Raw genomic sequence first — 25,016 nt, 5'->3', positions numbered from 1 at the left:
GAGATCACGCGGGCCGGGGTTTCCCCTAGGGCTGCGATCAGGGCTTCGATCAGGGCTTCAGCCCCCTCCGCCCCTCCCCCGACGCGAACCCCAGCCAGGTGTGCCGGTTGCCCGCCCAGCACCAGCCGACCTTGGGGGCCTCGCGCCGCTCCCGCCCGTCCCGTCCGGTGCCGTTGCTGATCCACAGTGCCGGGGTGCGGGCGTCCAGCGTGCCCTTGGGCTTGCGCAGCCGGGAGCCGATGGTCATGAAGCAGTGATTGCGCTCCAGTACGTCCGGCTGCTGGAGCACCCAGTGGATGCCCTCGGTCAGCAGCAGCGGCGTACGGGAGGCCGCGGTGAGCGCCAAAAGCGCCTCGTCCGGGCTCCAGTTGGCCATGTCGTCACCCCGGTCGACCCCGCCGACCAGGTACAGCGGGGTGTCCGGCAGGTCGATGGTGTCGAGCGGCGCGAAGAGGTCGACGTCGCTCATGTCGGTGACGACGAACCCCGGCTTGCCCTGGCGCCGGAGCAACGGCGCGAGCGCGGAGGCCGGGGCGAGGTCGGGACGGACGGCGAGGAGGCCGTCGCCGTCCCCCTTCGCGGCCGCCCGGACCTCGGCGGCCGACAGTCCCGCGATCTCGTGCACCCCCAACTCGATCAGCCGCTCGGCCTGCGTACTCAGAGGGGTGGAGGTCTGCGTGGTCTCGGACACGATGCTCCCAACGACAGCGGTTCGTACGGGCGCAGACCCAACGAACCGGCTCCCTGGAACATTCCCGGCACGCCCGTCCTGATCCCCTGCCGGCGTCCCCGGCCCGCTCACCCGATCCCCGTCGCGCATCGGCCGGCCCGCCGGGACGCGCCCGACAGGCCCGCGCGCTCGCCGCCGGACATCCCCCGGCCCGCCCGGCGCACTCCCGCCCGAGCCGCCGCCGGGCACCCCCGCCTACTCCCCGTCGAGCATCCCCCGCCACACCCCGACGGCGTCGGCGCACACCGGCCCGGTCCACCCCTGCGGCCGGGCCGCGCCCCCGATGTGGAAGGCGTCGATGCCGGCGGACCGCAGCTCCGGCACGTGTTCCAGCCGGAGGCCGCCGCCGACCATGATGCGCGGCTCGTACCCCGGCGTGCCGGTGTGCGCGGCCTCGGCCGTCAGGGTGTCCAGGCCCTCGTCCACGCCCGTCGCCGCGCCCGCCGTGAGGAAGGTGTCCAGGCCGGGCAGCCCGGACAGCCGCTTGCGCAGGGTGTCGCGGTCGGCCGCGCTGTCGATGGCCCGGTGGAAGGTCCACGGGCAGCCGTCGAGCGCGCCGACGACCCGCTCGACCGCCGTGAGGTCCACGTCGCCGTCCGGGTCGAGGAAGCCGAGGACGAACTGGTCGGCGCCCGCCGCGCGCAGCTCGGCGGCCGTGCCGGTGAGCCGGCCGAGGTCGCCCGCCGCGAACCCGTCCGACAGCCGCAGCATCACGCGCAGGTCGATCGTGACGGCGGCGCGGATCGCGGCCACCACGGCGGGGTCGGGGCTGAGCCCGTCCGCCGCCATGTCGGTGACCAGTTCCAGCCGGTCCGCGCCTCCCGCCTGGGCGGCGACCGCGTCCTCGACCCCGAGGGCGATCACCTCCAGGACCGCACGCTTGCTCATGGCACCCCAATTCCGACGGCGGCTACAGGTCTAGTCCAATTCCAGGGTACGCTCCGCCCCCGATCACCGGAACAATGGGCACATGGCCGACGCAAGAACCGCAGCAGACCTCGGGCTCCGCTTCGCCCGCGCCCTCGAAGCCGCCCGCGCGCCGGGCGAGGGCCCGGACCCGGCGCCGTACGCCGCGAACCTGATCGCCCGCTGGGAGGAGCCGCAGCGGCGCTATCACACGCTGGCCCACCTCACCGCGGTCCTCGACCGGGTCGACACGCTGGCGGAGTACGCCGAGGACCCCGACCTCGTGCGGCTGGCGGCCTGGTTCCACGACGCGGTGTACCTGCCCGACCGGTCGGAGAACGAGGAGCGCTCGGCGCGGCTGGCCGAGCGGGCACTGACCGAGGCCGGGGTACCGGCGGCGAAGGTCGCGGAGGTGGCCCGGCTGGTCCGGCTCACCGTCGGCCACGACCCGGCGGACGACGACCGCGACGGGCAGGTGCTGTGCGACGCCGACCTGGCGATCCTGGCCTCGGCGCCGTCCGCGTACGCCGCCTACACGGCCGAGATCCGCGACGAGTACCACTTCGTGCCCAACGACGCCTTCCACGAGGGGCGGTCGGCGGTACTGCGTCAACTCCTCGGCCTGCCAAGGCTGTTCCACACCCCTTACGGGTCCGAGCACTGGGAGGCGACGGCCCGCTGGAACCTCGCGGGAGAGCTGGAAATGCTGTCGCCCTGAGTCAGGGCTCACCCCTAGGGTTCTGTCCATGCGAGCGATGAGCGGGGACCAGGTGACCGAGGCCGTGCGCGGCTCCGTGACGACGCTGCGCGCGGCGGTGGACCGCGACTGGAGCGCGGTCCGCGCCGGCGGCGTGGACTGGGACTGCCACGTCACCGCCCTGCACGTCGCCGAGTGTCTCCTCGCCTACGCAGGCAACCTGGCCGGACACTCGCGGGACGCGTACGTGCCCTTCGAGATGCGCCTGGAGGACGGCACCGGCAACGACGGCCTGCTGCACGTCCTGGAGACCACCGGCGCGCTGCTCGCCGCCGCCGTGAACACCGCCGCGCCCGGTGACCGCGCCTTCCACCCGTACCCCTTCCGCAGCGCCGACCGCGAGGGGTTCGCGGCGATGGGCGTGGCCGAAGTACTGCTGCACACCTACGACATGGCGCAGGGCCTCGGGCTGGAGTACGCGCCCGCCGAGAGCCTCGCCGAAGGTGTGCTGACCTCGATCTTCCCGCACGTCCAGCCGGGCCCGGAAGCGTGGCCGACCCTGCTGTGGGCGACCGGCCGGGGCGAGCTGGCGGGGCGCCCGGCGGTGGAGAACTGGCGCTGGCACAACAACCTCGTCATCCCCGCCGAACGCCTCACCCTCACCGGCCTGCGCCCGGCCGCCGCCCGCGACCTCCGTCTGGGCGGCGACGGCGGCTTCACCTGGCTCGGCGGCACCCCCGACGAGGGCACCCGCGAGGCGGCCGGCTTCCTGGTCAAGGCATACGAAGCGGGCGTCCACCGCCCCGAGTTCGGCGTCTTCACCCTCGTCCGCGCGGAGGACGGCCTGGCCGTCGGCGGCATCGGCTTCCACGGCGCCCCCGACCCCGAGGGCCGCGTGGAGATCGGCTACGACCTCATCCCCGAGGCCCGCGGCCAGGGCTACGCGACGGAGGCGCTCCGCGCCCTGACGGAATGGGCCGTCGCCCGCGACGACGTCCACCAGATCGTGGCCACCGTCCACCCCGAAAACCCCGCCTCCGAACGCGTCCTCGCCCGCGCTGGCTTCCACCGAGCGAACACCGAACAGGAGGAAGCGGCCCGCACGCAACACGGCACGGAAACCGGCCTACGGCTGTTCGTGTTCCAAGGCTGACCGCCCCAATTCCGCTGACGATCCTGGACCCGGTACGGCAACCCGTCCGAGCAGCGGGCGCATCGGGCGGCGGGCCTAGGTCCTTTTGCGGCGGCGCAAGCCCGCCGCGTGGAGCAGGCGGACCACTTCGCGGCTGCGTACCTCCACCGCGCCCGCGGCGACCGCGTCGGCGTAGCGGTGGGAGGGGATGTCGTAGTGGTCGCGTTCGAAGGCGCGTGGGGGGACGCCCATACCTGCCGCGAAGACGTGCAGTTCGTCGTACGAGACGTCGCTGACCAGGTGGGACCACATGCGGCCGTGGCCGGGCCAGGTGGGTGGGTCGATGTAGACGGTCACGCGCGGCCCGTCACTTGGGGGTGTTCCCGTCCAGCGCCTTGGCGAGGGAGCCGACGGGGGCGACGTCCACGCCGGACTCGTGGCAGACCCAGTGCGGGTCGGGGCCCAGCTCGGGCTCCACGTCCAGCGCGTGCGGGTCGCCCGTGGCGCACACCGGGCACAGCGGCCAGCGGCCCTTCCGCTCCAGCAGCGCGTCCTGCACGTCCTGCGCGACCAGACCGGAGACGAAGGCCGCGCCCTCGGGCCACTGCTCCACCCACCAGCGGCGCTGCGCGAGCGACTCCTCCACCAGCGAGACCACGTCCGCTGCGGCCACATCACCGGCCATGAGATCGGCGAGCACCCGCGCACGGGCCGCGTGCAACGCCTGTTCGAGCGAGCTGACGGGATCTGTGGCGTCGTCCATGCCCCCATTGTGCGCACTCTTGCCCCGCCTGCCGAACCGGAAATATCTTTCAGGGGTGACCCAGGACGTGAAGGAAACTTTCGGAAGCCCCGGCGGCTCCCTCGCCGCCAAGGTGCGCACCCTCACGCCGTCCATGACACGGTCCATGCAGCGCGTGGCCGAGGCGGTCGCGGGCGACCCCGCCGGCTGCGCCGCCCTCACGGTCACCGGCCTCGCGGAGCTGACCGGCACCAGCGAGGCCACGGTCGTCCGCACCGCCCGCATCCTCGGTTACCCCGGCTACCGCGACCTGCGGCTCGCCCTCGCCGGCCTCGCCGCCCGCCAGGAGTCCGGCAGCGCGCCCGCGATCACCACCGACATCGCGGTGGACGACCCGCTGACCGACGTGGTCGCCAAGCTGGCCTACGAGGAGCAGCAGACCCTCGCCGACACCGCCGCCGGACTGGACACCGCCCAGCTCGGCGCGGCCGTCACCGCGCTGGCCGGCGCCTCCCGTACGGACGTGTACGGGATAGGGGCGTCCGGGCTCGTCGCGCAGGACCTCACCCAGAAGCTGCTGCGCATCGGGCTGGTCGCGCACGCGCCGGGCGACCCGCACCTCGCGGTGACCAACGCGGTGCAGCTCCGAGTGGGCGACGTGGCGATCGCCATCACCCACTCGGGCTCGACCGGCGACGTCATAGAACCGCTGCGCACCGCCTTCGAGCGCGGCGCCACCACCATCGCCATCACCGGCCGCCCCGACTCCCCCGTCACCCAGTACGCCGACCACGTACTGACCACCGCCACCTCCCGCGAGAGCGAGCTGCGGCCCGCCGCGATGTCCTCCCGTACGGGTCAACTCCTCGTTGTGGACTGCTTGTTCGTGGGCGTGGCGCAGCGGACGTACGAGAGCGCGGCCCCCGCCCTGGCCGCGTCCTACGAGGCCCTGGCCCACCGGCACCGGAGCGCGACGCGCTAGCTCCCCTCTCATTCGGAACCCCACCGGAAAGAGCCGCACCAGATGACCGACTCCCTTCGCCTCCAGAGCGAGCTGGCCACCCTGACCACCGAGGCGTTCCGGCCGGAACTGGCCGGGATCGACCAACTGCCCACGCTGGACATCGCCCGGCTGATGAACGGCGAGGACACCGGCGTCCCCGCGGCCGTCGCCGCCCGGCTCCCCGAGATCGCCGCCGCCGTGGACGCCGTCGCCGACCGCATGGAGCGCGGCGGCCGTCTCGTCTACGCCGGTGCCGGTACGGCCGGACGGCTCGGCGTGCTGGACGCCTCCGAGTGCCCGCCCACCTTCAACACCGCCCCCGGCCAGGTCGTCGGCCTGATCGCGGGCGGTCCGGGCGCGCTGGTGACCTCCGTCGAGGGCGCGGAGGACTCCCCCGACCTGGCCCGCGCCGACCTGGACGGGCTGAAGCTGACCCCCAACGACTCGGTGGTCGGCGTCTCCGCGTCCGGCCGTACGCCGTACGCGGTCGGCGCGGTCGAACACGCCCGCGCGGCCGGCGCCCTGACGGTGGGCCTGTCCTGCAACGCGAACAGCGCCCTCGCGGCCGCCGCCGAGCACGGCATCGAGGTGGTCGTCGGCCCCGAACTCCTCACCGGCTCCACCCGTCTGAAGGCGGGCACGGCCCAGAAGCTCGTCCTCAACATGCTGTCGACGATCACGATGATCCGCCTCGGCAAGACCTACGGAAACCTGATGGTCGACGTCCGCGCCTCCAACGCCAAGCTCCGGGCGCGCTCACGGCGGATCGTGGCCCAGGCGACGGGCGCGCCGGACGCGGAGATCGAGAGCGCCCTGACGGAGGCGGACGGCGAGGTGAAGACCGCGATCCTCATCATCCTGGCGGGGGTGGACGGGGCTACGGCGACGCGGCTGCTGGAGGAGTCCGACGGGAGACTGCGGGCGGCCCTGGGGAAGGCGGGGGCGTAGGCGTACCGCCTTCCGGAGGAGTTCCGCGCGCCGCACCGGCGGGCGTGGCGCAGGCTCGGAGCGTGCGCAACGACACCGCCACCGCCTCAGCCGTGCTCGCCCTGACGGGCGGCGCCGCCAACGTCCGTCACGTCACCCACTGCCTCACCCGGCTGCGTCTCACCGTGGCCGACCCGGCCGCCGTGGACGAGGGGGCGCTGCGCGCGCTGCCAGGGGTGCTCGGGGTGATCGGGGCGGGGACGCCGTCGCTCCAGGTGGTGCTGGGGCCGGGGGTGGTGGACGCGGTCACGGCGGAGGTGGAGCGGCAGCTCGCGGGGGAGGCGCGCGCCGGGGGCGGACGGGCGGGAGCGGACGCCGAGGAAACGGGCGAGAGATCCGACCCCACCCCGCGAAAAGGCCCCCTCGCCGCCGCCCTCCGCCGCATCGCCGACGTCTTCGTCCCCCTCATCCCCGCCCTCATCGGCTGCGGCATCCTCGCCGGGATCAACGGCCTGCTGACGAACGCGGGTTGGCTCCCCGGCCTCACCCCCGCCCTCGCCGCCATCGCCTCCGGCTTCATGGCGCTGATCGCGGTGTTCGTCGGTTACCAGACCGCGAAGGAGTTCGGCGGCACCCCGATCCTGGGCGGAGCCGTGGCCGCGGTGATCGTCTATCCGGGCGTGGCGAAGGTGACCGCGTTCGGCGTGCACCTCTCCCCCGGCCAGGGCGGAGTCCTCGGCGCACTCGCCGCCGCCCTGCTGGCGACCCGGATCGAGAAGTGGTGCCGGGGACGCGTGCCCGGCGCGCTGGACGTCCTGCTCACCCCCACCGTCACCGTCCTGGTCGCGGGCCTCGCCACCCTGTACGGCCTGATGTACGCGGCCGGCGCCGTGGCCACCGCGATCGGCACCGGCGCGAACTGGCTGCTCACCACCACGGGCCCCTTCGCGGGCCTGCTCCTCGGCGGGCTGTTCCTCCCCCTGGTGATGCTCGGCCTGCACCAGGCCCTGATCCCCATCCACACCACCCTGATCGAGCAGCAGGGCTACACGGTCCTGCTCCCCCTGCTGGCCATGGCGGGCGCGGGCCAGGTCGGCGGCGCGCTCGCGGTGTACGTACGCCTGCGCCACGACACCGCCCTGCGCACCACGATCCGCTCCGCGCTCCCCGCGGGCCTGCTGGGTGTGGGCGAACCCCTGATCTACGGCGTCTCACTCCCCCTGGGCCGCCCGTTCATCACCGCCTGCGTGGGCGGGGCTGCGGGCGGCGGCTTCGTCGGCTTCTTCGCCATGCTCGGCGAGAAGGTCGGCGCCACCGCCATCGGCCCCTCCGGCTGGGCCCTCTTCCCCCTCCTCACCGGCAACCAGGGCCCGGCCCCCGCGATCGCCATCTACGCGGGCGGCCTTCTGACGGCCTACGCGGTCGGCTTCGCCGCAACCCTCACCTTCGGCTTCCGCCGGGGTACGACGAGCGGCACGACACCGCCGGTCACGGACCGGACACCGGCCGGCTCGACGTGACGCGCGCTGTATCTGAGAACCCACACAGTGAGCTTCACCCTCAGCCTTCCCAGCGGGTACGACACCGCCGTCCGCCGATGGAACACCCGCCGGCCCCGCGTGACGCCCGCCCCTCCCCGTCGTTGCCCCTGGCATGAAGAAGCTCCTGTTCGCCGCCCTCGCCGTCGCCGCGTCCTCCGCCGCGCTGGCCGCTCCCGCCCACGCCGCCTCCCACGACGACCGTTGGACGGCCGAGGACACCGCCGCCTGTGCGGCGGACCTCACCGTGACCCCGGTGGTGAAGGCGGTCTCCCCGCTCCCCCTGGCCGAGCGGGCCCCCGCGTGCGGCAAGGGAAGCCTGCTGCACCAGGGTTAGGCGTACTGGGCGAGCTGGATCAGATTGCCGCAGGTGTCGTCCAGGACGGCGATGGTGACCGGCCCCGCCGCCACCGGCTCCTGGGTGAAGCGCACCCCGAGCCCGCGCAGCCGTTCGTACTCGGCGCGTACGTCGTCCACGGCGAAGGAGGTGGCGGGGATGCCGTCGCCGTGGAGGGCGGTGGTGTACGGCTTGGCGGCGGGGTGGGCGTCCGGCTCCAGCAGCAGCTCGGTGCCGTCGGGCTGCTCGGGCGAGACCACGGTCAGCCACCGGTGCTCCCCGAGCGGCACGTCGGCCTTCTTCACGAACCCCAGCACCTCGGTGTAGAAGCGCAGCGCCTTCTCCTGGTCGTCGACGAAGACGCTGGCCAGGTTGATCCTCACGGGGTGCCCTCCAGAAGGGGTCGGGGAAACGTACTCCCGCCCGATCCTCGCGCATCCGGCGACCAGCCGCGCGGGTGAGAAGCTGGAGGCATGAATCACGCCCAGCTCACCGCGCTAGGCCGCGCCCTCCGGCTCGTCGGGGAGCACGGTGAGGCGCTGTCCGCCGACACCCCGGACTCCCGGCTGCACGAGGTCAAGGCCGATCTGCGCCGCGCGCTGGACCTGCTGGACGAGAGTGTCTCGGCCGGCGCCCCCACCACCCGCTGCGCGGAGCACCCACAGGGCCCGGTGGACAAGAGCGCCCAGGACCTGTGCCTGCTGTGCGAGACCCGCAGAAGGGCCGCCCGCCGGGCGGAGTACGGCGGGCAGGGGCGCGGCCCGGAGGCACCCGCGACCGCGCCGTCCCGGTACGGCGTCCGCGCCGACCGCCCCCAGCCCCAGCAGCGCTGGCTCCCCGAGGCGTGGAACGGCCGCGAGTGGCAGCTCTGCGGCACCCCGCGAAGGGACCGCCGCGAGGCGGAGGCGTACCTCGCCGCCGCCCGCCGGGGTTCGCGCCCGGCGATGGCCTACCGTCTGGTCCACGAGTTCACCGACTACGAGGTGCTCCGCGTCTGGGGCACCCCCACCCAGGTGGACATCGAACCGATGGGCAATCTGTAGCCGGAGGCAGCAGCATGGACCAGCAGCTCAGCATGGTGACTCTGGGCGTGGAGGACCTGGCGACGAGCCGCCGTTTCTACAGCGAGGGCCTCGGCTGGACCCCGCTGCTCGACCTGGACGAGGTGGTCTTCTACCAGGTCGGCAAGGGCGTGGCGCTGGCCCTGTTCCCGCTGGCCGACCTGGCCGCCGACACCGGCGCCCCGGCCACCCCCGGCACCCCCTTCACCCTGGCCCGCAACCTCGGCTCCCCCGCCGAGGTCGACGCGGCCGTGGCCCGCGCCCGCGAGGCCGGGGCGAACGTCCTCAAGGAACCCCAGCGGGCGGCCTTCGGCGGCTATCACGCCTACTTCACCGACCCGGACGGCCACCGCTGGGAGATCTGCCACAACCCCGGCTGGTCGGTGGCCGAGGACGGCACGGTACGGCTGGCGGCGGTGGACCCGGAAAACTGAGGAGCGCGGGCAACACAAAGGCGCCGGGCGGGAGTTCACCCACCCGGCGCCTCGCAGACAGAGCCTTGCGGACAGAGCCTCAGCTAAGAGAGCCCAGCGCGGCCGCGTCGTACGGCTTCAGCTCGTCGAACCGGCCGGACAGCACCTTCGCGGCCCACTCCGGGTCCTGGAGCAGCGCGCGGCCGATGGCGACCATGTCGTACTCCTCGCGCTCGAAGCCGTCGAGGAGGTCGTCGATGCCCTTGACCGGGGAGCCCTCGCCCTGGAACGCGCCCACGAAGTCGCCGTCGAGGCCGACCGAGCCGACGGTGATGACCGGCTTGCCGGTGATCTTCTTGGTCCAGCCGGCCAGGTTGAGGTCGGAGCCCTCGAACTCGGGGAGCCAGTAGCGGCGGGTGGAGGCGTGGAAGACGTCGGCACCGGCGGCGGAGATCGGGGCGAGGATCGCCTCCAGCTCCTCCGGGGTCTCGGCGAGCCGCGCGGTGTAGTCCTGCTGCTTCCACTGGGAGTAGCGGAAGATGATCGGGAACTCGGCGGACACGCGCTCGCGCACGGCCGCGACGACCTCCGCGGCGAACTGCGCGCGGGCGACCGGGTCGCCGCCGTAGCCGTCGGTACGGCGGTTGGTGCCCTCCCACAGGAACTGGTCCAGCAGGTAGCCGTGGGCGCCGTGGATCTCGACCCCGTCGAAGCCGATGCGCTCGGCGTCGGCGGCGGCCTGCGCGAAGGCGCCGATCACGTCGTCGATGTCGGACTGCGTCATCGCCTGGCCCTTGGCCTCGGCACCGGCCTTGTGCACACCGGACGGGCCCATGGCGGGGGCGTCCGCGAACGGCGGCTCGCCCTGGCGGCGGACCATGCCGATGTGCCAGAGCTGCGGGACGATCGTGCCGCCCGCCGCGTGCACCTCACGCGCGACCTTCTCCCAGCCCGCGAGCTGCTCCTCACCGTGGAAGCGCGGCACGCTGTCGCTCTGACCGGCCGAGTCGTGCCCGACGTACGTACCCTCGGTGACGATCAGGCCGACGCCGTTGGCGGCCCGGCGGGAGTAGTACGACACCACGTCCTCGCCGGGGATGCCGCCCGGGGAGAACATCCGGGTCATCGGCGCCATCGCGATCCGGTTGGGCACGGTGAGGCCGTTGAGCTGGATCGGGCGGGACAGGAGCTGGGCCGCGCGGCTGGCGGCGGACGTCGTGACGGTCACGTGAGGGGCTCCTCGTGTGGACGGGGTGTCGTATATACCGGTTGGTATGTGAGCACGCAATGGTGCACCTAGTGAAACAACTGGTCCACCCGCCTCCGCATTCCGCTCCGCCGGACCGGGCGAGTGTGACCCCGGCCACGCTGGCCGCTCCCGGCCCAGCTCGCCCCGCCGCCGGGCGCCCCGGTTCAGCCGGCCCCCGGCACGCGCTGCTGTTCTGCCGGCCGATGTGAGGGCACACCCAACTACCCCCCCTCGAAGTAGCGTTGCCCTTCACGCGCCTTACGACGGAGGGTTTCCCACGTGACCACCTCGTTCATCCGCCCCCGACCGCCTTACTACGCGGTGATCATCACCACCCGGCCCGCCGAGGACCTGGAAGGCTACGCGGCGATGAGTGCGCGCATGGCCGAACTCGGTGAGGCGCAGCCGGGCTATCTGGGGCGCGAGTCGCTGACGGGCGAGGACGGCCGGGATCTCGTCGTCATCTACTACGCGGACGAGGCGTCGATAGCGGCGTGGAAGGCCCATCCCGAGCATCTCCAGGCCCAGCGGCTCGGACGTGACCGCTGGTACTCCTCGTACAGCGTGGAGGTCGCACGGGTGGAGCGCGCCTACGCCTTCGCCCGCGACTGACGCCCGAGAACGCCCGAGGGCCGCACCCCCGCCGGAAACCGGAGGGAAGTGCCGCCCAAGGAAAGGACAGTTGATCCGAGACGACGGATCAGAAGTCCATGTCACCGCCCGGCATGCCGCCCGGAGCGGCCGCGGCGGCCTTCTCCGGCTTGTCGGCGATGACGGCCTCGGTGGTGAGGAACAGCGCGGCGATGGAGGCGGCGTTCTGCAGGGCGGAACGCGTGACCTTCGCCGGGTCGATGATGCCCTCGGCGATCATGTCGACGTACTCGCCGGTCGCGGCGTTGAGGCCGTTGCCGACGGGCAGGTTGCGGACCTTCTCCACGACGACGCCGCCCTCGAGACCACCGTTGACGGCGATCTGCTTCAGCGGGGCCTCCAGCGCGAGCTTGACCGCGTTGGCGCCGGTCGCCTCGTCGCCCGACAGCTCCAGCTTGTCGAAGACCTGGCCGGCCTGCAGCAGGGCCACGCCACCACCGGCGACGATGCCCTCCTCGACGGCCGCCTTGGCGTTGCGCACGGCGTCCTCGATGCGGTGCTTGCGCTCCTTGAGCTCGACCTCGGTCGCGGCACCGGCCTTGATGACCGCCACGCCGCCCGCGAGCTTCGCCAGGCGCTCCTGGAGCTTCTCGCGGTCGTAGTCCGAGTCGGAGTTCTCGATCTCGGCGCGGATCTGGTTCACGCGGCCCTGCACCTGCTCCGAGGAGCCGGCGCCGTCCACGATCGTGGTCTCGTCCTTGGTGACGACGACCTTGCGGGCGCGGCCCAGCAGGTCCAGGGAGGCGTTCTCCAGCTTGAGACCGACCTCCTCGGAGATGACCTCGCCCCCGGTGAGGATGGCGATGTCGCCGAGCATGGCCTTGCGGCGGTCGCCGAAGCCCGGAGCCTTGACGGCGACGGACTTGAAGGTGCCGCGGATCTTGTTGACCACCAGGGTGGAGAGGGCCTCGCCCTCGACGTCCTCGGCGATGATCAGCAGCGGCTTGCCCGACTGCATGACCTTCTCCAGCAGCGGGAGCAGGTCCTTGACCGAGGAGATCTTGGAGTTGGCGATGAGGATGTACGGGTCCTCGAGCACCGCCTCCATGCGCTCCATGTCGGTCGCGAAGTAGGCGGAGATGTAGCCCTTGTCGAAGCGCATGCCCTCGGTGAGCTCAAGCTCCAGACCGAAGGTGTTGCTCTCCTCGACGGTGATGACGCCTTCCTTGCCGACCTTGTCCATCGCCTCGGCGATGAGCTCGCCGATCTGGGTGTCGGCGGCGGAGATGGAGGCGGTGGAGGCGATCTGCTCCTTGGTCTCCACGTCCTTGGCCTGCTCCAGCAGGGCGGTGGAGACGGCCTCGACGGCCTTCTCGATGCCGCGCTTGAGCGCCATCGGGTTGGCGCCGGCGGCCACGTTGCGCAGGCCCTCCTTGACCAGCGCCTGGGCCAGCACGGTCGCGGTGGTCGTACCGTCGCCGGCGACGTCGTCCGTCTTCTTGGCGACTTCCTTGACCAGCTCGGCGCCGATCTTCTCGTACGGGTCCTCGAGCTCGATCTCCTTGGCGATGGAGACACCATCGTTGGTGATCGTGGGGGCGCCCCACTTCTTCTCGAGGACGACGTTGCGGCCCTTGGGGCCGAGCGTCACCTTGACGGCGTCCGCGAGCTGGTTCATGCCGCGCTCGAGGCCGCGCCGCGCCTCCTCGTCGAACGCGATGATCTTGGCCATGTGAAGTGGTCCCTCCAGGACTGGGGGTGATTCCTTCGGACCGCGCCCGCGCCCGCGACGGACGGCTCGCCGGCCTCGTGGTTCCTTGCCCCACCCGGCCTGCGGGCCTCACCGACCCGGTCCTTCGTTGTCACTCTCACCTTCAGAGTGCTAACGCAATGATTAGCACTCACCCAGGGCGAGTGCAAGCGCCTTCGGGGGATCAGGACGGGACCTAACAGAACGAAGGACCCGCACCCTGTACGGGTACGGGCCCTGCGCTCAACCGGAGACGTTCAGGCGGTGACGCGAACCATGTCGGCCTGCGGGCCCTTCTGACCCTGCGAGATCTCGAACTCGACCCGCTGACCCTCTTCCAGGCTGCGGTAGCCGTCCATCTGAATCGCGCTGTAGTGGACGAAGACGTCCGCACCACCGTCGACCGCGATGAAGCCGTACCCCTTCTCCGCGTTGAACCACTTGACGGTGCCCTGAGCCATGGCTAACTCCCCTATTACTGGCCCTTGCGCAGATCCACACCTCGTGAACCTGGGTCAGACCTCGCCCCCCAATCGGTCGGGGGCGTGCGCCGGAACGCGTCGACCGCGGCTGAATGTATCTGTCCAACTGCCGTCTGCAACAGGTCAATCGGACGAGAATTCTGGACGGACACAGTCCGGAATCTGCCGCAACTTCGGCTGAATTCAGGGCAAGTCGGGCCCCACAAAAGCAACAAATGCCGCACATTACCCGCGCATTTTGGCTGCTTCTTGTCGGGTCAGCGGCATGAATCAAGGACGCCCGGCCCGCCGGAGCGGGAGCGCGTTCCCCAACTGTACCGCGCTCAATCACACAGAATGGCCCCCTCCGTTTCTCTTGCGGAGGGGGCCATTACCGGAGGTAAATTTCAGCCGCCGGCGACCGCCGGAATGATGGAGACACCCGCGCCGTCGGGCGTGGCGGTCTGAAGTCCGCCCTCGAAACGCACGTCGTCGTCATTGACGTAGACATTCACGAAGCGGCGCAGCTTGCCCTGGTCGTCCAGGACGCGGGCGGCGATGCCCTGGTGGTTCTTCTCCAGGTCCTCGATGACCTCCGCGAGCGTGCCGCCCTCGGCGGCGACCTCGGCCTGCCCGCCGGTGTAGGTGCGCAGGATGGTCGGGATGCGAACGGTCACGCTCATGCGAGGCCAGCCTCTCGGAAGGAGTCCAGGTTCGGGCGGATGGTCGCGGTCAGACCGGTGCCGGCGACCGCGTCCAGGGTCTTGAGGCCGTCGCCGGTGTTGAGGACGACGGTGGTGAGCGAGGGGTCCAGCGCGCCGGACTCGATCAGCTTGGCGGTGACACCGACCGTCACCCCGCCCGCCGTCTCGGCGAAGATGCCCTCAGTGCGGGCCAGCAGCTTGATGGCGTCCACGATCTGGGGGTCCGTCACGTCCTCCACCGCGCCACCGGTGCGGCGCGCGATGTCGAGCACGTACGGCCCGTCGGCCGGATTGCCGATGGCGAGGGACTTGGCGATGGTGTCCGGCTTCTGCGGCCGCACCACGTCGTGGCCCGCCTTGTACGCGGCCGACACCGGCGAGCAGCCCTCCGCCTGGGCGCCGAAGATCCGGTACGGCCTGTCCTCGACCAGGCCGAGCGCGATCAGCTCCTTCAGCCCCTTGTCGATCTTGGTGAGCTGGGAGCCGGAGGCGATCGGCACCACGAGCTGGTCGGGCAGCTTCCAGCCGAGCTGCTCGCAGATCTCGTACGCCAGCGTCTTGGAGCCCTCGGCGTAGTACGGCCTGAGGTTGACGTTGACGAAGCCCCAGCCCTCGCCGGCCGGGTCGCCGATCAGCTCGGAGCAGAAGCGGTTCACGTCGTCGTAGTTGCCCTCGATGCCGACCAGCTCACCGCCGTAGACGGCGGCCATGACGACCTTGCCCTGCTCCAGATCGTGCGGGATGAACACGCAGGAGCGCAGGCCCGCGCGGGCGGCGGCGGCGCCGACCGCGCCGGCCAGGTTGCCGGTGGAGGAGCAGGAGAGGGTGGTGAAGCCGAAGGCGCGGGCCGCCTCCAGCGCCTGGGCGACGACGCGGTCCTTGAAGGAGTGCGTCGGGTTGCCGGAGTCGTCCTTGACGAACAGCCCGCCGGTGACGCCGAGTTCACGCGCCAGGCGATCGGCCTTGACCAGCGGGGTCCAGCCGGGGTTCAGGTTCGGCTTGTCCGCCACGTCGGCGGGGACGGGCAGCAGCGGGGCGTAGCGCCAGATGTTCGCGGGGCCGGACTCGATGCGCGCCCGGAGCTTCTCGGTGTCGTACGCGGAGAAGTCGTAGGCGATCTCCAGCGGCCCGAAGCACTCCTCGCAGGCGAAGACGGGACCGAGCGGGACGCGGTGTCCGCACTCCCGACAGCTCAGGGCGGCGGCGGGTCCGAGATCGACGGTGGGGGTGGCGACAGTCTGCACAGCCATGGAGGCGAGGCCCTTTCTCCTCATCTTCCTCACGACGCATCTCGCCGTGAGACGGATTTGGCACCTTCCCTAGCCGGGAGCCTCGCGCGTGCGGCGGTGTGTCGCGCACGGGAGACCGGCTGGAGGGTTGCCGGGGCTTCATCGGGCCGTTTCCCTCTGCCCCTCTGGATGAGCGGTATTCGGTTGTGAACGCCGTCCGACCTCGACATGCGATGGTCATCGGCGTTGTTCAAGACTGTAACCGAAGGCCAGGAGAGTTGAAGGTGTCGTCCGAACCGCGAGATGGATCAGGCAGTGAGGAGCCGAAGACCATGCTGGAGGAAACCGAACGCTGGCTGGCCACCCGCTCCTGGTCCGTGGCCGACCGCCCGCTGCACCGCGTGCTGGCCGCCAAGCAGCGGTCCGGTCAGCGCCTCTCCGTGGTGCTGCCCGCGCTGAACGAGGAGGCGACGGTCGGTGACATCGTCTCCGTGATCCGCCACGACCTGGTCTTCCAGGCTCCGCTGGTGGACGAGATAGTCGTGGTGGACTCCGGGTCCACCGACCGCACCGCCGAGGTGGCCGCCGCAGCGGGGGCGCGAGTGGTGCACCGGGACGAGATCCTGCCCCGGCTGCCCGCCGTGCCCGGCAAGGGCGAGGTGCTGTGGCGCTCCCTGCTGGTGACCAGCGGTGACGTCATCGCCTTCGTCGACGCCGACCTGCGCGAGTTCTCCTCCGACTTCGTCCTCGGCATCGTCGGCCCGCTGCTCACCGATCCGGGGATCGACCTGGTCAAGGCGATGTACGACCGTCCGCTGGGCGGCGCCGCCGGGCAGGGCGGCCGGGTGACCGAGCTGATGGCCCGCCCGCTGCTGAACCTGCACTGGCCGCAGCTCGCCGGGTTCGTGCAGCCGCTGGGCGGGGAGTACGCGGCCCGCCGCTCGCTGCTGGAGCGGCTGCCGTTCCCCGTGGGGTACGGGGTCGAGCTGGGCATGCTGGTGGACTCGCTGCATCTGGTCGGGCTGGACGCGCTGGCCCAGGTGGACGTCGGCGTGCGCAAGCACCGGCACCAGGACGGGCAGGCGCTCGGCCGGATGGCCGCCGCGATCTACCGCACCGCGCAGCTCCGGCTGGCGCGCGGGCACCTGGTGCGGCCCGCGCTGACCCAGTTCGAGCGGGGGGTGGGCGGGTTCGAGCCGCGTACGTACTCGGTGGACACCGAGGAGCGGCCGCCGATGGCGGAGATCGCGGAGTACGCGGAGCGGAAGGTGGCGTGAGCCCGGCCGTATACGGTCCGGCTCGCCGGTCGCGCGTACGTTTGAGCATTTGTGGGCCGGGCTAGGTTGAGGCCATGGCTACGCAGGGTGCTGAGGTGCTGGTCGCGTCCAATCGCGGCCCGGTTTCGTACACGGTGGGTCCCGACGGGTCCTTGAGTTCCCGCCGGGGTGGCGGCGGTCTCGTCTCGGGGCTGTCGGCGATCGGTCCGGACACGGACGCGGTGTGGGTGTGCGCCGCGCTCGGGGACGGTGACCGGGAGGCGGTGCGGCGCGCGGACGGCGGGCTGCTGCCCGCCGAGGACACCGGCGGGCAGCGGGTGCGGATGCTGGACATCGATGCCGAGGTCTACGCCGACGCGTACAACGGGATCGCCAACTCGGCGCTGTGGTTCGTGCACCACATGATGTACCAGACGCCGCTGGAGCCGGTGTTCGACGCGGAGTTCCGCCGGCAGTGGGACGCGTACCGCGCCTACAACCAGGCGTTCGCCCAGGCGCTGGCCGAGGAGGCGGCACCGGGAGCGGCCGTGCTGATCCAGGACTACCACCTGGCGCTGGCCCCCCGGATGCTGCGCAAGCTCCGGCCCGACCTGCGCATCGGGCACTTCTCGCACACGCCCTGGGCGCCGCCGGACTACTTCCGCCTGCTCCCGGACGACATCGCGGCCGAGCTGCTCACCGGCATCCTGGGCGCGGACCGGGCGGCCTTCCTGACCCGGCGCTGGGCGGACGCGTTCACCGACTGCTGCCACGCGGTGCTGGGTCCGGGCATTCCGTCGGGTACGGAGATCGGGGTGCACGGCCTCGGCGCGGACGCGGAGTTCCTGCGGGAGCGGGCGCACCGGGCCGACGTGGACGAGCGGATGGCGGTGCTGCGGGAGCAGATCGGCGAGGGGCGCCGGTCGATCGTCCGGGTGGACCGCACCGAGCTGTCCAAGAACATCGTGCGCGGCCTGCTGGCGTACCGCCGTCTCCTGGAGGACCACCCCGAGTGGCGCGAGCGCGTGGTCCACGTCGCCTTCGCCTACCCCTCCCGCCAGGACCTCGCCCTGTACCGCTCCTACATGGACGAGGTACGCCGGGTGGCGGAGGAGATCAACTCCGAGTACGGCACGCCCGATTGGACGCCGGTCCTCCTCCACCTCGACGACGACTTCGCCCGCTCCCTGGCCGCGTACCGCCTTGCCGACGTGGCCCTGGTCAACCCCATCCGCGACGGCATGAACCTGGTCGCCAAGGAGGTCCCGGTCGTCTCCGACGAGGGCGTGGCCCTGGTGCTGTCCCGCGAGGCGGGCGCCTACGAGGAACTCTCCGAGCACGCGATCACCGTCAACCCGTACGACATCGTCGGCACGGCGGAAGCCCTCCACGAGGCCCTGACCCTCCCGGACCCGGCCCGCGCGGAACGCTCCAAGCACCTGGCCGCAGCGGCCACGGCCCTGCCCCCCACCAAGTGGTTCCTGGACCAGTTGAACGCGCTGCGGGGCTGAACGCCGTAGCACCGAGCGCACTTGTGTGGCCTCGTCCCTGACAAGGATGAGGCCACAGGCGTCAGTCGGCGTGGGTCGCCAGGGTGTTCAGCAGAGCCACCACACCCTCGGGGCCGTCCACCACCAGGTCCGCCCGTTCCGCCAGTTCGGTGACCTCACTGCTGCCGCTGCACACCAGCAGGGACGGGACGCCCTCGGAGCGGAGCTTCTCCAGGGCCGCGAAGGCGGGGAGGTCGCCGAGGTCGTCGCCGGCGTAGAGGACGGATTCGGCGCCGGTGGCGCGGAGGTGGTCGAGGAGGGCTACGCCCTTGTCCATGCCGGGCGGGCGGAGTTCGAGGACGAGGCGGCCCGGTTCGACGATGAGGCCGTGGCGGGTGGCGAGGTCGGTGAGGGGGGCGCGGAGGGTCTCGAAGGCGGCCTCGGGGTCCTCGGCGCGGCGGGTGTGGACGGCGACCGCGCGGCCCTTCTCCTCGATCCAGGTGCCGGGCCAGGCACCGGCCCGGTCCAGGACGCCGGGGAGTTCCGCGCGGACCGCGGCGATGCCGGGGTGCGGGGGAGGCGCGGTGACGGTGCCGGTCGCGGCGTCCCAGCGCTCGGCGCCGTAGTGGCCGAGGACGACCAGGTGCTCCAGGCCGGGGACCCCGGCGAAGCCGCCGTTGCGGACCGCGACCCCGGCCGGGCGGCCGGTGACGACGGCGACGGAGGCCACCTTCGGCGCGAGAGCCGCCAGCGCCGGCACCGCGCCGGGGTGGGCGCGGGCCTGGTCGGGGTCGGCGACGATGGGGGCCAGCGTGCCGTCGAAGTCGAGGCCGATCACGGCGGTGCGCGGCCGCTGGAGCAGCGCCCGCAGACCGTCGCGGCCCGCCTGGGTCTCCGGGACCGGCAGCGCGTTGTCCTCGGCGGTGTTGTCAGGGATGCCCATAGGGCGACACTATCCGCGCGGGCCCCGGCTCACGCCTCCGAAGAAGCCTCTACCGTTCCGACCTTCTCGCCTCACGCACCCGCCGCAGCCGGTTGACCGTCACCGGGTCGTGCCGTAGGGCACGCTCGTCGTCCAGCAGCGCGTTGAGGAGCTGGTAGTAGCGCACCGGCGCGAGCCCGAGCTGCTCGCGGATGGCGCGCTCCTTCGCGCCGGGGCCGGGAAAGCCCCGGCCCTCCAGCGCGAGGATCGCCTTCTCACGGCTGCCGAGTTCCATACCGGCAACCGTAACCCCCGTCCCTGACAGCGGGGTCAGCCCTGGGACTGCGCCGTGCTGTCGGCGGCCGTGGCGGCGGCCTGGAGCCGGGTGAGGACACCCGCGGGGCTGCCGTCGGGCGAGACCGCCTGCCCGATGTCCTGCTTCACGGCCGCGCTGACCGCCGCCCAGGAGGTCTTGTTCACCGGGTACTGCTCGGCGGTCGGCATCTGCTCCAGGAAGGCGTGCAGCGGCACGTCGCTCTTCGCGTCCGACTGGCTCATCGCCTCGGAGGCGGAGGTGGTCACGGGCAGCAGACCGTACTTGCGGGAGAAGTCGAGGACGTTCTTCTGGTCGTACACGAAGTCCAGGAAGCTGCCGATCTGGCGGGCGTGGCCGTTCTGCCTGAAGGCCAGCATCCAGTCGGTGACGCCCATCGCGGCCCGCGCACGGCCGGTGCGGCCCGGCATCGGGACCATGCCGAACTTCACGCCCTTCGCCTCGGCCTGCCGGATCAGCGTGGGGTGCCCGTTGAGCATGCCGACCTGCCCGTCGGCGAACGCGGCGAACGCGGCGGCCCGGTTGAGCCGGCCGGGGGCGATGGGCCCGGTGAGCCCCTTGCCCACCAGGTCGTCCTTGAGCCAGGTGAACGTCTCGCCGTTCAGCGCGGAGTCGATCGTGTACGTGCCGATGTCGTCGGTGTAGCCGCTGCCGCCGCTGAGCAGCCACTGCATGGTCTCGGCCTGCGCCTCCTCCGGGCCGAGCGGCAGCGCGAAGGGGTACTTCACCCCCTTGGCCTTGAGCGCCTCGGCGTCGGCGGCCAGCTCGTCCCAGGTGGTGGGCGGGGTGATGCCGGCCTGCCGGAAGAGCGTCTTGTTGTAGAAGAGCACGCGCGTGGAGGCCGCGAACGGCATCGCGTACGGCGTGTGGTTCCAGTCCCCCGCCTCGGCGAGCTGCGGCACGAAGTCCGCCTGGGTGCCGATGGAGAGGGTGTCGGACATCGGGTACAGCTTCCCGGCGGCCGCGTAGTCGGCGTACGCGCCGATCTGGGCCATGTCGGGGGCGTTCCCGGAGTCGACCATCTCCTTGACCCTGGCGTCGACGTCGTTCCAGGAGTAGACGCTGACCTGGACCTTCACATCGGGGTGCTTCGCCTCGTAGGCGTCGGCCAGCGCGGCCCAGTACTTCTTGGAGCTGTTGGCCGGGGAGTCGCCGTAGTCGGCGGCGACCAGCTTGATGGTCGTGTCCGAGGAGCCCGTGCTCCCACAGCCGCCGAGCATCGCCGTCATGCCCACTACGGACACCACCGCGATCGTTCCTGCCGTACGCCGACGCACCCTCAAAGCCCCTATCCCCTTGGTCAGACCATTCGATTTCGAACGCATAAGGTCTACACCACGTAAGTGGACTAGACCTCTCGCGGGTCGGCGGGTCACACTGGGCCGGTGAGACATGTCATCGCCCTGGACGTGGGCGGTACCTCGATGAAGGCCGCGCTCGTCGGCGAGGACGGCGCGGTGCTGCACCGCGCCCGCCGCGCGACGGGCCGCGAGGGCGGTCCCGAGGCGGTCGTCGAGAACCTCCTCTCCTTCGCCGCCGACCTGCGGGCGCACGGCGCCGAGCACCTCGGCTCCCCCGCGCTCGCGGCCGGCGTCGCCGTCCCCGGCACCGTCGACGAGACGCACGGCACCGCCCTGTACTCGGCCAACCTCGGCTGGCGCGACGTACCGCTGCGCGCGCTGCTCACCGAGCGGCTCGGCATGCCCGTCGCGCTCGGCCACGACGTGCGCACCGGCGGCCTCGCGGAGGGCCGCGCCGGGGCGGGCCGGGGCGCCGGCCGCTTCCTGTTCGTCGCGCTGGGCACCGGCATCGCCGGAGCGATCGGCCTGGCCGGCGGGGTCGAGGCGGGCGCCAACGGCTTCGCCGGGGAGATCGGCCACATCGTCGTACGCCCCGGCGGTGAGCCCTGCCCGTGCGGCCAGACCGGCTGCCTGGAGCGGTACGCCTCCGCGGCCGCCGTCGGCACCGCCTGGGCGGCGGCCAGCGGCCGGGCGGACGCGGACGCCGCCGACTGCGCGCGGGCCGTCGCCGCGGGGGACCCGGACGCGGGCCGCGTCTGGACCGGGGCGGTCGACGCGCTCGCGGACGGCCTCGTCACCGCGCTCACCCTGCTCGACCCCGGCACACTGATCGTCGGCGGTGGGCTCGCGGAGGCCGGTGACGTGCTGTTCCGGCCGCTCGGCGCGGCCATCGAACGCCGGCTCACCTTCCAGAGCGCGCCCGTCCTCGTCCCGGCCGCGCTCGGCGACGGCGCCGGCTGCCTGGGCGCGGCGCTGCTCGCCCAGGACCTGCTCCAGCCCATCCCCCAGACCACGGAGGTACGCACCTGATGGCCGACAACAGCGCACGCCCGCTGGTGCTCACCGGCGGCACCGTGGTGCTGCCCACCGGCGAGGTGCCCGGCGGGCAGGTCGCCGTCGACGGCCGCCGGATCGCGGAGCGCGCGCCCGAGGGCGCCGACGTGCTCGACGTGACCGGCCACTGGGTGGTCCCCGGCTTCGTGGACCTGCACAACCACGGCGGCGGCGGAGCGGCCTTCTCCGGCAGCGCCGAGGACGCGCTCACCGCCGTCCGCACCCACCGCGCGCACGGCACCACCACGCTGGTCGCCTCCACCGTCACCGACGACCTGGACGTACTGGCCCGCCAGGCCGGAATGCTGGCCGAGCTGGCCGAGCAGGGCGACGTCGCGGGCGTGCACTTCGAGGGCCCGTTCATCTCCCCGTGCCGCAAGGGCGCGCACTCCGAGGCGCTGCTGCGCGACCCGGACCCGGCCGAGGTCCACAAGCTGGTCGACGCCGCGCGCGGCCACGCCCGGATGGTCACCCTCGCCACCGAGCTGCCGGGCGGCCTGGACTCCGTACGCCTCCTCGCCGAGCAGGGCGTGATCGCGGCCGTCGGGCACACCGACGCGAGCTACGAGCAGACGGTCGCCGCCATCGACGCGGGCGCCACCGTCGCCACCCACCTCTTCAACGCGATGCCCCCGATCGGCCACCGCGACCCCGGCCCGATCACCGCGCTGCTGGAGGACGGCCGGGTCACCGTGGAGCTGATCAACGACGGCACCCATCTGCACCCGGCCGCACTGCAGTTGGCCTTCCACCACGCGGGCGCCGACCGGGTCGCCTTCATCACCGACGCGATGGACGCGGCCGGTTCCGGGGACGGCCGCTATCTGCTCGGCCCGCTGGAGGTCGAGGTGCGGGGCGGCGTGGCCCGGCTGGTGGAGGGCGGCTCCATCGCGGGCTCCACGCTGACCCTGGACCGCGCCTTCCAGCGGGCGGTCACCGTGGACCGGCTCCCGGTCGCGGACGTGGTCAGGGCGCTGTCGGCCAACCCGGCCCGGCTGCTCGGCATGGCGGACCGGGTCGGCTCGCTGGAGCCCGGCAGGGACGCCGACCTCGTGCTGCTGGACGGCGACTTCGCGCTCAAGGGCGTCATGCGCCGGGGTGAATGGGTGGTCGCGCCCCAACTGCCCTGATCCGTACCCGGCTTCACCAGACGGCGTCCGTCCCCCAACTGGGCCGGACGCCGTCTCTTTGGCATGATCGGGGCCCCGGAAACCGAGGCGTACGGACCATCGAGAGAGGTAGGACCGGGTGATCCTGACGGTCACGCTGAACACCGCTCTCGACATCACGTACCGCGTGACGTCGCTGCGGCCGCACACCGAGCACCGGGTGTCGGAGGTCGTGGAGCGGCCCGGCGGCAAGGGCGTCAACGTGGCCCGCGTACTCGCCGCGCTCGGGTACGGGGTGACGGTCACCGGGTTCGCGGGCGGGCCGACCGGCCAGGTGCTGCGCGAGCGGCTCGCGGCCGCGCCGGGGATCACCGACGCGCTGGTGCCGGTCGCCGGGGCGACCCGCCGCACGGTCGCCGTGGTGGACCAACGCACCGGCGACACGACCCAGTTGAACGAGCCCGGCCCGCACATCGGCCCCGCCGAGTGGGCCGCCTTCCTGCGCGCCTACGACTCGCTCCTCGGCGGCGCCCGGGCAGTCGCCCTCTGCGGCAGCCTGCCGCCGGGCGTGCCGGTGGGCGCGTACGCGGGGCTGATACGGGTGGCCCGGTCGGCCGGGGTGCCGGTGCTGCTGGACACCGGCGGGGAGCCGCTGCGGCGCGGGATCGCCGCGCGGCCCGACATCGTCAAGCCCAACGCGTCCGAGCTGGCCGAACTCACCGGCTCCCACGATCCGGCCCGCGCCACCCGCGACGCCCGGCGCCGGGGCGCCCAGGCCGTGGTCGCCTCCCTCGGCCCGGACGGCCTGCTGGCCGCGACCCCCGAGGGCCACTGGCGTGCCGCCCCGCCCGCCCGGCTGCGCGGCAATCCGACCGGCGCGGGAGACGCGGCGGTCGCGGGCCTGCTGTCGGGGCTGGTCGACGGCCTCCCCTGGCCCGCCCGCCTGACCCGCGCCACCGCCCTCTCGGCGGCGGCCGTACTGGCGCCCACGGCCGGGGAGTTCGACCCGGCGGACTATGAACGGCTGCTGGAGCGGGCCACGGTGACCGACGAGGAGTCGGCCGCCTAGGAGCCCTTGCCGGCTACCGCCAGCCCTTCTCCAGCCAGAACTGGTCCAGGTTGACGTCGCACTGGTTGCCGCTGCCGCAGGAGATGCTGATCGTGTTCGAGCCCTTCTGGAGCTGAAGGTTCGCCCACGTGTGGGTCCAGCCGCGCTCCCAGTCGCCCGCGGGGGCCTGGGCGAAGTTGGACATGTTCAGCGGCCGGCTCTGCGAGGTGCCGTTGATCGTCAGCGTGGTGTTGGCGTCCTTGCCCGGCACGCCGTAGTTGACGTTCAGCGTGTACTTGCCGGGCTTGGGCACGTCCACCGTCCAGGTCACCGACGCGCCGACCTGGTTCAGGCCGCCCACGTAGGAGCCGCCCGCGGACTTCGCGCCCTTGATGTCGGAGGCCGGGGCGGCGCCGCCCGCGAGCTGGACCGCGTCGTCGACCGCGTCGGCCTTCGGCAGCTCGCCGGCCTCGCCGGTGCTGGTCGCCTTCGGACTCGGCGTGGCCTCCTGCGACTGGGTCGGGGAGGCGTCCGCCTGGTCGCCGCCCTTGTCGTCGTCGGAGTTGCCGTTGAGCATCGCGATGCCGATGCCGATCACGACCGCCGCGACCACCGCGATGGCGCCGATCAGCAGGCCCTTGGTGTTCGGCCCGCGCCGCCCGCCGCCACCGCCGCCGTGCGACGCCTGCCGGGAGGCGGGAGCACCGCCGGGCAGCGTCTCCGGTGCCTGGTAGTGAGCGGTCGTCTGCCCGTAGCCGGCCTGCTGCGGCGGGGCGGTCTGCTGCGGCTGGCCGTACTGGCGCTCACCGACCGCGCGCACCCGGTTGACCGCGTTGGGATAGCCGTAACCACCGGACGGCGGCTGAGCCCCCCGGGCCTGGCCGTCGGCGTACAGGTAGCCGAACGGGTCGTCTTCCTCGGGCTTGCTCGCGCCGTTGTCGCCGGGCGTCATCCCTGGGTACTCCTCAACAAGTGCGGGCGGGCGGGGTACGGGGTTGGAATGGCGAGCCTACCCTCCCGCACACCCCGCCTC

At 72.6% G+C, this 25,016-nt stretch carries 28 protein-coding genes and 1 riboswitch; of the genes, 14 read left to right on the top strand and 14 right to left on the bottom strand.

The window, feature by feature from the left end; all coding sequences use genetic code 11:
* Nucleotides 1-49: 49 nt before the first annotated feature.
* Together ACZ3HQ_RS16625 and ACZ3HQ_RS16620 are read right to left on the bottom strand one after the other, a co-directional pair.
* Complete coding sequence (locus tag ACZ3HQ_RS16625) at nucleotides 50-694, bottom strand: DUF5701 family protein (protein WP_467512012.1); 645 nt, start codon at nucleotides 692-694, stop codon at nucleotides 50-52.
* Between the two features lie 231 nt (nucleotides 695-925).
* On the bottom strand, nucleotides 926-1,618 hold the full coding sequence (locus tag ACZ3HQ_RS16620; RefSeq protein ID WP_467511490.1) for a copper homeostasis protein CutC: 693 nt from the start codon (nucleotides 1,616-1,618) through the stop codon (nucleotides 926-928).
* A gap of 82 nt (nucleotides 1,619-1,700) precedes the next feature.
* On the opposite strand from ACZ3HQ_RS16620, the gene ACZ3HQ_RS16615 reads away from it, so the two are divergent.
* Both ACZ3HQ_RS16615 and ACZ3HQ_RS16610 read left to right on the top strand, forming a co-directional pair.
* Nucleotides 1,701-2,354: an HD domain-containing protein gene (locus ACZ3HQ_RS16615; RefSeq protein ID WP_467511488.1), complete on the top strand. Its 654-nt coding sequence runs from the start codon at nucleotides 1,701-1,703 to the stop codon at nucleotides 2,352-2,354.
* A gap of 28 nt (nucleotides 2,355-2,382) precedes the next feature.
* Nucleotides 2,383-3,486 carry a GNAT family N-acetyltransferase gene (locus ACZ3HQ_RS16610; RefSeq protein WP_467511486.1) on the top strand — a complete coding sequence of 368 codons (1,104 nt, stop codon included), beginning with the start codon at nucleotides 2,383-2,385 and terminating at the stop codon, nucleotides 3,484-3,486.
* 75 nt (nucleotides 3,487-3,561) lie between these two features.
* On the opposite strand, the gene ACZ3HQ_RS16605 is transcribed toward ACZ3HQ_RS16610, so the two are convergent.
* A complete protein-coding gene (locus ACZ3HQ_RS16605; protein ID WP_467511484.1) occupies nucleotides 3,562-3,822 on the bottom strand; it encodes a DUF4031 domain-containing protein in 261 nt (86 codons plus the stop codon).
* Nucleotides 3,823-3,832: 10 nt separating this feature from the next.
* On the bottom strand, nucleotides 3,833-4,228 hold the full coding sequence (locus ACZ3HQ_RS16600) for a hypothetical protein (protein WP_467511482.1): 396 nt from the start codon (nucleotides 4,226-4,228) through the stop codon (nucleotides 3,833-3,835).
* Between the two features lie 55 nt (nucleotides 4,229-4,283).
* Between ACZ3HQ_RS16600 and ACZ3HQ_RS16595 the strand changes: the two genes are divergently transcribed.
* The 4 genes from ACZ3HQ_RS16595 to ACZ3HQ_RS16580 all read left to right on the top strand — a co-directional run bounded on the left by ACZ3HQ_RS16595 (nucleotide 4,284) and on the right by ACZ3HQ_RS16580 (nucleotide 8,012).
* The gene (locus tag ACZ3HQ_RS16595; protein ID WP_467511480.1) at nucleotides 4,284-5,189 is read left to right on the top strand and encodes a MurR/RpiR family transcriptional regulator; all 906 of its coding nucleotides are present in this window, start codon (nucleotides 4,284-4,286) and stop codon (nucleotides 5,187-5,189) included.
* Between the two features lie 42 nt (nucleotides 5,190-5,231).
* Nucleotides 5,232-6,158 (top strand): N-acetylmuramic acid 6-phosphate etherase, encoded by a 927-nt coding sequence (murQ, locus tag ACZ3HQ_RS16590; protein WP_467511478.1) that lies wholly within the window; start codon nucleotides 5,232-5,234, stop codon nucleotides 6,156-6,158.
* 62 nt (nucleotides 6,159-6,220) lie between these two features.
* Nucleotides 6,221-7,657 (top strand): PTS transporter subunit EIIC, encoded by a 1,437-nt coding sequence (locus tag ACZ3HQ_RS16585; RefSeq protein ID WP_467511476.1) that lies wholly within the window; start codon nucleotides 6,221-6,223, stop codon nucleotides 7,655-7,657.
* 133 nt (nucleotides 7,658-7,790) lie between these two features.
* Nucleotides 7,791-8,012 (top strand): hypothetical protein, encoded by a 222-nt coding sequence (locus tag ACZ3HQ_RS16580; protein ID WP_467511474.1) that lies wholly within the window; start codon nucleotides 7,791-7,793, stop codon nucleotides 8,010-8,012.
* On the opposite strand, the gene ACZ3HQ_RS16575 is transcribed toward ACZ3HQ_RS16580, so the two are convergent.
* Nucleotides 8,009-8,395: a VOC family protein gene (locus tag ACZ3HQ_RS16575; RefSeq protein WP_467511472.1), complete on the bottom strand. Its 387-nt coding sequence runs from the start codon at nucleotides 8,393-8,395 to the stop codon at nucleotides 8,009-8,011. The two genes, ACZ3HQ_RS16580 and ACZ3HQ_RS16575, sit on opposite strands and share 4 nt — an antisense overlap.
* A gap of 90 nt (nucleotides 8,396-8,485) precedes the next feature.
* Between ACZ3HQ_RS16575 and ACZ3HQ_RS16570 the strand changes: the two genes are divergently transcribed.
* Both ACZ3HQ_RS16570 and ACZ3HQ_RS16565 read left to right on the top strand, forming a co-directional pair.
* Nucleotides 8,486-9,055, top strand: coding sequence for a hypothetical protein (locus ACZ3HQ_RS16570; protein ID WP_467511470.1), 570 nt, complete (start codon nucleotides 8,486-8,488; stop codon nucleotides 9,053-9,055).
* A 14-nt stretch (nucleotides 9,056-9,069) separates the two neighbouring features.
* Nucleotides 9,070-9,507 (top strand): VOC family protein, encoded by a 438-nt coding sequence (locus ACZ3HQ_RS16565; protein ID WP_467511468.1) that lies wholly within the window; start codon nucleotides 9,070-9,072, stop codon nucleotides 9,505-9,507.
* A gap of 79 nt (nucleotides 9,508-9,586) precedes the next feature.
* Here the strand turns inward: ACZ3HQ_RS16565 and ACZ3HQ_RS16560 are convergent, their stop codons facing one another.
* Nucleotides 9,587-10,714 carry an NADH:flavin oxidoreductase gene (locus ACZ3HQ_RS16560; RefSeq protein ID WP_467511466.1) on the bottom strand — a complete coding sequence of 376 codons (1,128 nt, stop codon included), beginning with the start codon at nucleotides 10,712-10,714 and terminating at the stop codon, nucleotides 9,587-9,589.
* A gap of 300 nt (nucleotides 10,715-11,014) precedes the next feature.
* Here ACZ3HQ_RS16560 and ACZ3HQ_RS16555 point away from each other — a divergent pair, with 300 nt between their 5' ends.
* On the top strand, nucleotides 11,015-11,347 hold the full coding sequence (locus ACZ3HQ_RS16555; protein WP_467511464.1) for an antibiotic biosynthesis monooxygenase family protein: 333 nt from the start codon (nucleotides 11,015-11,017) through the stop codon (nucleotides 11,345-11,347).
* Nucleotides 11,348-11,435: 88 nt separating this feature from the next.
* On the opposite strand, the gene groL is transcribed toward ACZ3HQ_RS16555, so the two are convergent.
* The 4 genes from groL to thrC form a co-directional block, all read right to left on the bottom strand.
* Nucleotides 11,436-13,058, bottom strand: a complete 1,623-nt coding sequence (groL, locus tag ACZ3HQ_RS16550; RefSeq protein ID WP_135787832.1) for a chaperonin GroEL — start codon at nucleotides 13,056-13,058, stop codon at nucleotides 11,436-11,438.
* A 275-nt stretch (nucleotides 13,059-13,333) separates the two neighbouring features.
* Nucleotides 13,334-13,537: a cold-shock protein gene (locus ACZ3HQ_RS16545; RefSeq protein ID WP_009189266.1), complete on the bottom strand. Its 204-nt coding sequence runs from the start codon at nucleotides 13,535-13,537 to the stop codon at nucleotides 13,334-13,336.
* Between the two features lie 407 nt (nucleotides 13,538-13,944).
* On the bottom strand, nucleotides 13,945-14,220 hold the full coding sequence (locus tag ACZ3HQ_RS16540) for a MoaD/ThiS family protein (RefSeq protein WP_350904442.1): 276 nt from the start codon (nucleotides 14,218-14,220) through the stop codon (nucleotides 13,945-13,947).
* Entirely contained in the window at nucleotides 14,217-15,491 is a 1,275-nt protein-coding gene (gene thrC / locus ACZ3HQ_RS16535) for a threonine synthase (protein ID WP_467511461.1), read from the bottom strand. The genes ACZ3HQ_RS16540 and thrC overlap by 4 nt, the downstream gene beginning before the upstream one ends.
* 17 nt (nucleotides 15,492-15,508) lie before the next feature.
* Nucleotides 15,509-15,666, bottom strand: a riboswitch (SAM riboswitch).
* Nucleotides 15,667-15,802: 136 nt separating this feature from the next.
* Here thrC and ACZ3HQ_RS16530 point away from each other — a divergent pair.
* Nucleotides 15,803-16,747 carry a glucosyl-3-phosphoglycerate synthase gene (locus tag ACZ3HQ_RS16530; protein WP_467511459.1) on the top strand — a complete coding sequence of 315 codons (945 nt, stop codon included), beginning with the start codon at nucleotides 15,803-15,805 and terminating at the stop codon, nucleotides 16,745-16,747.
* 74 nt (nucleotides 16,748-16,821) lie between these two features.
* Nucleotides 16,822-18,237, top strand: coding sequence for an alpha,alpha-trehalose-phosphate synthase (UDP-forming) (locus tag ACZ3HQ_RS16525; protein WP_467511457.1), 1,416 nt, complete (start codon nucleotides 16,822-16,824; stop codon nucleotides 18,235-18,237).
* Between the two features lie 61 nt (nucleotides 18,238-18,298).
* On the opposite strand, the gene otsB is transcribed toward ACZ3HQ_RS16525, so the two are convergent.
* The 3 genes from otsB to ACZ3HQ_RS16510 are packed head-to-tail and all read right to left on the bottom strand — an operon-like array spanning nucleotide 18,299 to nucleotide 20,749.
* On the bottom strand, nucleotides 18,299-19,159 hold the full coding sequence (gene otsB, locus ACZ3HQ_RS16520) for a trehalose-phosphatase (protein ID WP_467511454.1): 861 nt from the start codon (nucleotides 19,157-19,159) through the stop codon (nucleotides 18,299-18,301).
* Between the two features lie 49 nt (nucleotides 19,160-19,208).
* The gene (locus ACZ3HQ_RS16515; RefSeq protein WP_467511452.1) at nucleotides 19,209-19,433 is read right to left on the bottom strand and encodes a DUF3263 domain-containing protein; all 225 of its coding nucleotides are present in this window, start codon (nucleotides 19,431-19,433) and stop codon (nucleotides 19,209-19,211) included.
* 35 nt (nucleotides 19,434-19,468) lie between these two features.
* Nucleotides 19,469-20,749 carry an ABC transporter substrate-binding protein gene (locus tag ACZ3HQ_RS16510; RefSeq protein WP_467511450.1) on the bottom strand — a complete coding sequence of 427 codons (1,281 nt, stop codon included), beginning with the start codon at nucleotides 20,747-20,749 and terminating at the stop codon, nucleotides 19,469-19,471.
* A gap of 108 nt (nucleotides 20,750-20,857) precedes the next feature.
* On the opposite strand from ACZ3HQ_RS16510, the gene ACZ3HQ_RS16505 reads away from it, so the two are divergent.
* The 3 genes from ACZ3HQ_RS16505 (at nucleotide 20,858) to ACZ3HQ_RS16495 (ending at nucleotide 24,004) form a co-directional block, all read left to right on the top strand.
* Nucleotides 20,858-21,802: an ROK family protein gene (locus ACZ3HQ_RS16505; RefSeq protein WP_467511448.1), complete on the top strand. Its 945-nt coding sequence runs from the start codon at nucleotides 20,858-20,860 to the stop codon at nucleotides 21,800-21,802.
* A complete protein-coding gene (gene nagA / locus ACZ3HQ_RS16500) occupies nucleotides 21,802-22,956 on the top strand; it encodes an N-acetylglucosamine-6-phosphate deacetylase (RefSeq protein WP_467511446.1) in 1,155 nt (384 codons plus the stop codon). The genes ACZ3HQ_RS16505 and nagA overlap by 1 nt, the downstream gene beginning before the upstream one ends.
* Nucleotides 22,957-23,074: 118 nt before the next feature.
* The gene (locus tag ACZ3HQ_RS16495) at nucleotides 23,075-24,004 is read left to right on the top strand and encodes a 1-phosphofructokinase family hexose kinase (RefSeq protein ID WP_467511444.1); all 930 of its coding nucleotides are present in this window, start codon (nucleotides 23,075-23,077) and stop codon (nucleotides 24,002-24,004) included.
* A gap of 13 nt (nucleotides 24,005-24,017) precedes the next feature.
* Here ACZ3HQ_RS16495 and ACZ3HQ_RS16490 read toward each other — a convergent pair whose 3' ends face one another.
* Nucleotides 24,018-24,935 (bottom strand): CBM35 domain-containing protein, encoded by a 918-nt coding sequence (locus ACZ3HQ_RS16490; RefSeq protein ID WP_467511442.1) that lies wholly within the window; start codon nucleotides 24,933-24,935, stop codon nucleotides 24,018-24,020.
* Between the last annotated feature and the right edge of the window lie 81 nt (nucleotides 24,936-25,016).

This window comes from Streptomyces sp. NPDC018263, assembly GCF_055562575.1.
The sequence above is the reverse complement of the archived record's forward strand: the minus strand, read 5'-3'. Positions and strand labels throughout refer to the sequence as shown.

Excerpts from the sequence above, each read along its gene's own strand:
- ACZ3HQ_RS16610 (WP_467511486.1), top strand. The coding sequence starts at position 2,383 with ATGCGAGCGATGAGCGGGGACCAGGTGACCGAGGCCGTGCGCGGCTCC.
- thrC (WP_467511461.1), bottom strand. The coding sequence starts at position 15,491 with ATGGCTGTGCAGACTGTCGCCACCCCCACCGTCGATCTCGGACCCGCC.
- groL (WP_135787832.1), bottom strand. The coding sequence starts at position 13,058 with ATGGCCAAGATCATCGCGTTCGACGAGGAGGCGCGGCGCGGCCTCGAG.
- nagA (WP_467511446.1), top strand. The coding sequence starts at position 21,802 with ATGGCCGACAACAGCGCACGCCCGCTGGTGCTCACCGGCGGCACCGTG.
- ACZ3HQ_RS16570 (WP_467511470.1), top strand. The coding sequence starts at position 8,486 with ATGAATCACGCCCAGCTCACCGCGCTAGGCCGCGCCCTCCGGCTCGTC.
- ACZ3HQ_RS16540 (WP_350904442.1), bottom strand. The coding sequence starts at position 14,220 with ATGAGCGTGACCGTTCGCATCCCGACCATCCTGCGCACCTACACCGGC.
- ACZ3HQ_RS16530 (WP_467511459.1), top strand. The coding sequence starts at position 15,803 with ATGCTGGAGGAAACCGAACGCTGGCTGGCCACCCGCTCCTGGTCCGTG.
- ACZ3HQ_RS16580 (WP_467511474.1), top strand. The coding sequence starts at position 7,791 with ATGAAGAAGCTCCTGTTCGCCGCCCTCGCCGTCGCCGCGTCCTCCGCC.
- otsB (WP_467511454.1), bottom strand. The coding sequence starts at position 19,159 with ATGGGCATCCCTGACAACACCGCCGAGGACAACGCGCTGCCGGTCCCG.
- ACZ3HQ_RS16545 (WP_009189266.1), bottom strand. The coding sequence starts at position 13,537 with ATGGCTCAGGGCACCGTCAAGTGGTTCAACGCGGAGAAGGGGTACGGC.
- ACZ3HQ_RS16615 (WP_467511488.1), top strand. The coding sequence starts at position 1,701 with ATGGCCGACGCAAGAACCGCAGCAGACCTCGGGCTCCGCTTCGCCCGC.
- ACZ3HQ_RS16620 (WP_467511490.1), bottom strand. The coding sequence starts at position 1,618 with ATGAGCAAGCGTGCGGTCCTGGAGGTGATCGCCCTCGGGGTCGAGGAC.
- ACZ3HQ_RS16525 (WP_467511457.1), top strand. The coding sequence starts at position 16,822 with ATGGCTACGCAGGGTGCTGAGGTGCTGGTCGCGTCCAATCGCGGCCCG.
- ACZ3HQ_RS16490 (WP_467511442.1), bottom strand. The coding sequence starts at position 24,935 with ATGACGCCCGGCGACAACGGCGCGAGCAAGCCCGAGGAAGACGACCCG.
- ACZ3HQ_RS16515 (WP_467511452.1), bottom strand. The coding sequence starts at position 19,433 with ATGGAACTCGGCAGCCGTGAGAAGGCGATCCTCGCGCTGGAGGGCCGG.
- ACZ3HQ_RS16565 (WP_467511468.1), top strand. The coding sequence starts at position 9,070 with ATGGACCAGCAGCTCAGCATGGTGACTCTGGGCGTGGAGGACCTGGCG.
- ACZ3HQ_RS16600 (WP_467511482.1), bottom strand. The coding sequence starts at position 4,228 with ATGGACGACGCCACAGATCCCGTCAGCTCGCTCGAACAGGCGTTGCAC.
- murQ (WP_467511478.1), top strand. The coding sequence starts at position 5,232 with ATGACCGACTCCCTTCGCCTCCAGAGCGAGCTGGCCACCCTGACCACC.